Annotated in this window: 5 protein-coding genes; 4 read left to right on the top strand and 1 reads right to left on the bottom strand. The window is 71.1% G+C overall.

The genetic code is table 11. From position 1 onward, the window contains the following. The 3 genes from ACRDP3_RS03535 to ACRDP3_RS03545 all read left to right on the top strand — a co-directional run. Positions 1-577: acetyl-CoA carboxylase biotin carboxyl carrier protein subunit (locus tag ACRDP3_RS03535; RefSeq protein ID WP_431515320.1), on the top strand; the 577-nt coding region annotated here is incomplete at its 5' end. Then, positions 574-1,554 (top strand): hydroxymethylglutaryl-CoA lyase, encoded by a 981-nt coding sequence (locus tag ACRDP3_RS03540; protein ID WP_431515321.1) that lies wholly within the window; start codon positions 574-576, stop codon positions 1,552-1,554. The genes ACRDP3_RS03535 and ACRDP3_RS03540, both read left to right, overlap by 4 nt. Before the next feature lie 5 nt (positions 1,555-1,559). Then, positions 1,560-2,726, top strand: a complete 1,167-nt coding sequence (locus ACRDP3_RS03545) for an acyl-CoA dehydrogenase family protein (protein ID WP_431515322.1) — start codon at positions 1,560-1,562, stop codon at positions 2,724-2,726. Between the two features lie 208 nt (positions 2,727-2,934). Here the strand turns inward: ACRDP3_RS03545 and ACRDP3_RS03550 are convergent, their stop codons facing one another. Continuing rightward, complete coding sequence (locus tag ACRDP3_RS03550) at positions 2,935-4,554, bottom strand: beta-N-acetylhexosaminidase (protein ID WP_431515324.1); 1,620 nt, start codon at positions 4,552-4,554, stop codon at positions 2,935-2,937. 301 nt (positions 4,555-4,855) lie between these two features. On the opposite strand from ACRDP3_RS03550, the gene ACRDP3_RS03555 reads away from it, so the two are divergent. Then, positions 4,856-5,134 carry a hypothetical protein gene (locus tag ACRDP3_RS03555; protein ID WP_431515323.1) on the top strand — a complete coding sequence of 93 codons (279 nt, stop codon included), beginning with the start codon at positions 4,856-4,858 and terminating at the stop codon, positions 5,132-5,134. Positions 5,135-5,236: the final 102 nt, after the last annotated feature.

Genomic DNA, 5,236 nt, shown 5'->3' on the forward strand with positions numbered 1-5,236 from the left:
GGCCTGGACCGTGCACCACTTGCGCGTGCCGGGCCACGACCCGGTGGCCGTCCGGGTGCGGGGGCACTCCCGCGACGCGCAGGTCCGGGTCGGCGAGGCCGTCGGCGAAGAAGAGCCGCACGCCGCACGGCTGGCGGACGACGCCTGCCCGGACCGGGTGCGGCTCGAGTGGGACGGCCTCAGCGTTCCGCTGGCCCACGCCCCCTCCGGGGCCGGCCATTGGCTCGGCCGGGACGGGGACAGCTGGCACGTACAGGACCACGACCCCGTCGCGGCGGCCCTCCGCGGCGGGGCGGGGGCGCACGGCGCCGACGCGCTGACCGCGCCCATGCCGGGCACCGTCACCGTCGTCAAGGCCGCCGCCGGTGACCAGGTCACCGCGGGGCAGAGCCTGCTCGTCGTCGAGGCGATGAAGATGGAGCACGTCATCACCGCCCCCTACGACGGGACGGTCACCGAACTGGACGTCACGGCGGGCAGCACGGTCGCCATGGACCAGGTGCTCGCCGTCGTGGAGCCGCACCCCGCCGCGGCCGCCGAACCCGCCGAAGAGAACGAGATGGAGGCGGAAGCATGACCGACGGTCTGCCCACACGGTTCCCGGCCGGCGGACTGCCGCCCGAGGTGCGGATCTACGAGGTCGGCCCGCGCGACGGGCTGCAGAACGAGCAATCGACCGTGCCCGTCGAGGTGAAGGCCGAGTTCATCCACCGGCTGCGCGACGCCGGCCTCCGCACCATCGAGGCCACCAGCTTCGTACACCCCAAGTGGGTGCCCCAACTCGCCGACGCGGAACAGCTCATGCCGCTGATAAGCGACCTCCCCCGAGATCTGCGGCTGCCCGTGCTGGTGCCCAACGCGCGCGGCCTGGAGCGGGCCGTGGCACACGGGTGCCGGGACATCGCCGTCTTCGCCAGCGCCACCGAGTCCTTCGCCAAGGCCAACCTGAACCGCACGCTGTCGGAGTCCCTGGCGATGTTCGAGCCTGTGGTCACCCGGGCCAAGGCGGAAGGACAGTGGGTGCGCGGCTACGTCTCCATGTGCTTCGGCGACCCCTGGGAAGGCGCCGTCCCGCTCGCCCAGGTCGTCGGTGTCTGCCGCGCCCTGCTCGAGATGGGCTGCGACGAGCTGAGCCTCGGCGACACCATCGGCGTCGCCACCCCGGGCCATGTCTCCGCGCTGCTCGCCGCGTTGAACGAGGCAGGGGTGCCCACCGGGCAGCTCGCCGTCCACTTCCACGACACCTACGGCCAGGCCTTGTCCAACACCCTCGCCGCACTTCAGCACGGTGTGGCCACCGTCGACGCCTCCGCGGGCGGCCTCGGCGGCTGCCCGTACGCGAAGAGCGCCACCGGAAATCTCGCCACCGAGGACCTCGTCTGGATGCTGCGGGGCCTCGGCATCGACACCGGGGTCGACCTGGCCCGCCTCACCGACACCAGCGACTGGATGGCCGGCCGACTGGGCCGCCCCAGCCCGTCCCGCACCGTGCGCGCGCTCACCGGCGCGGACACCGGCCCGGGCACCGACCAGCCCTCCCACAAGGAGCAGTGACCATCATGTCTCTCGACCACCGCCTCTCCTCCGAACACGAGGAACTCCGCAGCACCGTCGAGGAGTTCGCTCAGAAGGTCGTCGCCCCCAGGATCGGGGAGTTCTACGAGCGGCACGAGTTCCCGTACGAGATCGTGCGCCAGATGGGCGAGATGGGCCTGTTCGGCCTGCCCTTCCCCGAGGAGTACGGCGGCATGGGCGGCGACTATCTCGCGCTCTGCATCGCCCTGGAGGAGCTGGCCCGCGTCGACTCCTCGGTGGCCATCACCCTGGAGGCCGGGGTCTCCCTCGGCGCGATGCCCATCTTCCGCTTCGGCACCGAGGAGCAGAAGCGCGAGTGGCTGCCCCGGCTGTGCTCCGGCGAACTGCTGGGCGCCTTCGGCCTGACCGAGCCCGAGTGCGGCTCGGACGCCGGCGGCACCCGTACGACCGCCGTACGCGACGAGCAGACCGGAGAGTGGGTGATCAACGGCACGAAGTGCTTCATCACCAACTCCGGCACCGACATCACGGGCCTGGTCACCGTCACCGCCGTCACCGGCCGCAAGGACGACGGCGCACCGCTGATCTCGACCATCATCGTCCCCTCCGGCACCCCGGGCTTCACGGTCGCCGCCCCCTACTCCAAGGTCGGCTGGAACGCCTCGGACACCCGCGAGCTGTCCTTCTCCGACGTGCGGGTCCCGGCGGCGAACCTGCTCGGCGAGGAGGGCCGCGGCTACGCCCAGTTCCTGCGCATCCTCGACGAGGGCCGGATCGCGATCTCGGCGCTGGCCACCGGCCTGGCCCAGGGCTGCGTCGACGAGTCCGTCGGCTACGCCAAGACGCGGCAGGCGTTCGGCAAACCCATCGGCGCCAACCAGGCCATTCAGTTCAAGCTGGCCGACATGGAAATGCGGACCCACACCGCACGGGTGTCCTGGCGGGACGCGGCGTCCCGGCTGATCCTCGGCGAGCCGTTCAAGAAGCAGGCCGCGCTGGCCAAGCTGTACTCCTCCGAGATCGCGGTGACCAACGCCCGCGAGGCCACCCAGATCCACGGCGGCTACGGCTTCATGAACGAGTATCCGGTGGCCCGGATGTGGCGGGACTCGAAGATCCTGGAGATCGGCGAGGGGACGAGCGAGGTCCAGCGGATGCTCGTCGCCAGGGAACTTGGGCTCACCTTCTGACCCTCGGCGCACCCGCCTGACCGGCACCGCGCCGCCCCCGGCCGTCCCCCGTGGGCGGGCCGGCAGCGTCGTGCACCGCGTCGAGGACGACGCGCGGCGCCTGCGCCGTGCGATCGGCGGCGGATACGTACCGGGTGGGAGCAACAGCGGCTGACAGGCCTGGACCGGCCGGTCAGCCGCCGTCAGCCGGTCAGCCGCCGTCGCCCGGTCAGCCGCCGCCGCCCGGCCAGGGGACCTGCGGGGAGCGCCAGTACTCCATGCCCAGCTCGTCCCAGCGCGGGCCCTGCTGGGCCAGCCGCACCCGGTAGGCGTTCCAGTCGTGCGTCGAAGCGGGCGACCACCCGAGTTCCGCGATACCCGGCAGCCGCGGGAAGGCCATGAACTCGATGTGCCGGCTGTTCTCCAGCGTCTCCGACCACAGCGGCGCCTCGACCCCGAACACGGCGTCGCCGGGGGCGCCCTTGATGTAACTGCCCGGGTCCCAGTCGTAGGACTGCTCGGCCTCCACGTATCCCGCCCAGTGCAGCCCGAGCGGAGTGTCCTCGTTGTACTGCATGTCGAGGTAGGCGCGGTTGGCCGGGGACAGTATCAGCCGGGTGCCCTTCTTCGCGGCCTCGGCGACCTCCTTCTCCTCCCCCGTCGTGCCCCAGTACTGTGCGACGGCCCCCTCGGCGGGCTCGGCTCCGGTGAGCTGATGCCAGCCGATCACGGTCTTGCCGTACTTCGCGACGGTCTTCTGCGCCCGTTCCATGAAGGCGACGTAGTCCTCGTGGCTGGTCGAGTGCGCCTCGTCGCCGCCGATGTGCAGATACCGACCCGGTGTCATCGCGGCCAGTTCGCGCACCACGTCGTCGACGAAGTCGTAGGTCACCGGCAGCGGTACGCACAGCGAGCTGAAGCCGACCTCGGTGCCGGTGTAGCGGGGCGGGGCGACGCCGTCGCAGTTCAGCTCGGCGTAGGAGGCGAGCGCGGCGTTCGTATGGCCGGGCATGTCGATTTCGGGGACGACGGTCAGCCGCCGGTCGGCGGCGTACCGCAGGATCTCCCGGTAGTCGGCCTTGGTGTAGAAGCCGCCGGGTCCGCCGCCGACCTCGCTGCCGCCGCCATAGCCGGCCAGCCGCGGCCAGGAGTCGATGGCGATCCGCCAGCCCTGGTCGTCGGAGAGATGCAGATGGAGCTTGTTGATCTTGTACAGGGCAAGCTGGTCGATGTAGCGCTTGACCTCGTCGACGCCGAAGAAGTGCCGGGAGACGTCGAGCATCGCGCCGCCGTAGGCGTAGCGCGGCGTATCGGTGATGGTGCCGCCGGCCACCCGCCATGGTCCGGGCTGTTCGGTGCGCGACTCGACCTGCGCGGGGAGAAGTTGGCGCAGCGTCTGGATGCCGTGGAAGAGCCCCGTGCCGGTGGGCGCGCTGATCACGGCGGCCCGCGGGGAGACCTTCAGGCGGTAACCCTCCACCCCCAGGGCGGACTTACGGGCGTCCGCACCGGCGCCGTCGCGCAGGAGCTTCAGCTGGATGCCGTCATCGCCCGGCCTGGCGGTGACCGGCAGCTCGTAGCCGGTGGACGGGCGCAGCAGCGCGGCGAGTTGGCCGCCGATCCGCCGGGCCTCGTCCGAGGCGCCCGGCACCCGGATCACGGTCCGCTCGCCGATGCTGAACGGCGCACCACCCGCCCGTACGGACGCGGGGGCGGGTATGACCTGGTCCAGCGGCCTGGGCTGCTGTTCCTGACCGGCGGGCGGGTCGGCGGGCTGGTCGGCGGCTGCCGTGAAGGAGCCGGGCAGAGCGGTGGCGAGGAGAGCGGCGCAGAGCAGCAGCTGCCGGATTCGTCTCACGAGCGATCCCTTCGATGGGCTTCGTTCATGGAGGCGCACGCAGGGAGGGGCGGCTGCATGGCCGTGGCACGTGCATGGAGCGACGGAACCGTCACACTCGTATCGCGCCCCTCAGGACCGGTCAAGGTGTAGACCACTTGGACCCGGCTGGATCCGGCTGGACCCGGGCCACACGGGCACGACGTGAGAGCAGAGCGTCACCGACTGTTCACTGTCCGCCATAGTCGACACGGCTTGCCCGATATCGGGCAGCATTCTTGCGTTCCCTACGCCGAGCCCGCAATATCAAGGTGTGCTGGAAGTCCGTACGCCGGTCCACGACGACCTCATCGACCACCTGGTCCGCACCACGCCGCTCCGACGCGGCGAGGCGGCCCGGATCGTCCTGGACGTACTGGCGTACTTCGACGAGACGACCGAGGAGTATGTACGCCGCCGCCATCGCGAGCTGCAGTCCAGGGGGCTGGCCAACACGGAGATCTTCGCCCGGATCTCGTCGGAGCTGCCGCGCCGTGCGGTAGCGCCCCCCGACCTCTCACTGCGGCAACTGCGCCGCCTCGTCTACGGATGACAGCAGGAAGAGCGCGGCCGACAGCCGACAGGTGAGGCCGGCAACGAAGGACCGCTCGAACACCACCCGGGCACACAACAGCACCGAACACCACCACCAAGT

The sequence above is a fragment of the Streptomyces sp. genome (genome assembly GCF_050698815.1).
Taxonomy (GTDB): domain Bacteria; phylum Actinomycetota; class Actinomycetes; order Streptomycetales; family Streptomycetaceae; genus Streptomyces.

Excerpts from the sequence above, each read along its gene's own strand:
- ACRDP3_RS03540 (WP_431515321.1), top strand. The coding sequence starts at position 574 with ATGACCGACGGTCTGCCCACACGGTTCCCGGCCGGCGGACTGCCGCCC.
- ACRDP3_RS03545 (WP_431515322.1), top strand. The coding sequence starts at position 1,560 with ATGTCTCTCGACCACCGCCTCTCCTCCGAACACGAGGAACTCCGCAGC.